General features: G+C 38.6%; 2 protein-coding genes. Both read right to left on the bottom strand.

From position 1 onward, the window contains the following. Nucleotides 1-182, bottom strand: a 182-nt coding sequence (locus tag ACFIKE_RS10490; RefSeq protein ID WP_375649815.1) for an ATP-binding cassette domain-containing protein, incomplete at its 3' end; no start/stop codon positions are given. Between the two features lie 533 nt (nucleotides 183-715). Next, nucleotides 716-1,480 (bottom strand): AMP-binding enzyme (locus ACFIKE_RS10495; protein WP_375649827.1); only part of this gene is annotated, 765 nt, incomplete at its 5' end.

Consider the following 1,480-nt stretch of genomic DNA (forward strand, 5'->3'; position numbering starts at 1 on the left):
AGATCAATATGACCGCGGGTGGGTTTGAGTGCCAAAAACATAAGACGCATCAACGACGTTTTCCCTGCTCCAGAGGCACCTGTGAGAAATTGAAATGATCCAGGAGGAATATGAAAGCTAATATCACGAAGGACCTCAGGGCCCATTCCATAGCGTAGGCCGACATTTTCAAAATGAATCACTTTTTATTATTACTCCTGATTTTATATTGCATCATTTATTCTAAAAACTCTTACTTTCATTGCTTTAGATTTTTGTTGTAAGCTTGTTTATTTTAGATTTCATGGTTTTTAATATTTTTTATACACCCTCGTTATAGATAAATATTTTTGCTCAAGAATATTATCACTTATACTTTCTTTTTTTAGCCTTATTTATGATTTTAGCAGGAATTTCAAAGGGATTCTAGCATAAACATCAGAACTATTTTTCCTTCTTACTCAGAGGCTTTTTTTGCATTGAGTGGACATTGGGTGATTTTAAAAAGCTATGTTGCTCTTTTTATCTTACTTTCTTATTCTTGTTCGTATCCCAATCCTGAGGTTTTTGCTTAAATTATTTCTTACCTCCCATGAAGAAAAGCGTTTGTTGTTAGAATGATTGAGCTTCTCATGAATTGTTTTGTTTTTTATTCTCCTCAGTGGTTTTCGTAACAATGCTAGGATAATTTTAGCAAAAAACAAAAACCACCGTATGTTATATTTCTTCGTGTTTTTTAGTTTTGTCGGTTGGCAATCAGATCTTCAACAACTTGTGGTTCGGCAAGGGTTGAAATATCTCCGAGAGTATCAAAATCGTTTTCAGCGATTTTTCGTAAAATACGTCTCATAATTTTCCCTGATCGTGTTTTGGGAAGCTGCGGAGCAAACTGAATTTTATCCAATATGGCAATGGAGCCTATTTCGTGTCTCACATGCTTGATAAGGTCTTTTTGCAATTCTTCACTTGGCGCTGTCCCTTCCATGAGGGTCACAAAACTATAAATTCCTTGTCCTTTAATGGAATGCGGGTAACCCACAATAGCTGCTTCTGATACAGCGGGATGAGAAACAAGGGCTGATTCAATTTCAGCGGTTCCTAACCTGTGTCCCGAGACATTGAGAATGTCATCAACCCGTCCTGTGATCCAATAATAGCCGTCGCTATCGCGCCTACAGCTATCGCCTGAAAAATATTTTCCTTTATAGGAGGAAAAATAAGTTTGAATAAAGCGCTCATGATTCTTATAAAGTGTGCGCATTTGTCCGGGCCATGAATCACTGATACAAAGATTGCCTTCTGCTTCACCCTCTAAAACATTGCCTTGGGCATCAACAATTTGGGGTTGAACACCAAAAAAAGGACGTGTGGCTGACCCTGCTTTAAGGGGGGTTGCACCAGGCAAGGGTGTGATCATATGCCCCCCTGTTTCCGTTTGCCACCATGTATCGAGAATCGGACAACGGTCATTTCCAACTGTATGATAAAACCATTCCCATGC

The sequence above is a fragment of the Bartonella sp. MU70NMGDW genome, assembly GCF_042194085.1.
GTDB lineage: Bacteria > Pseudomonadota > Alphaproteobacteria > Rhizobiales > Rhizobiaceae > Bartonella > Bartonella grahamii.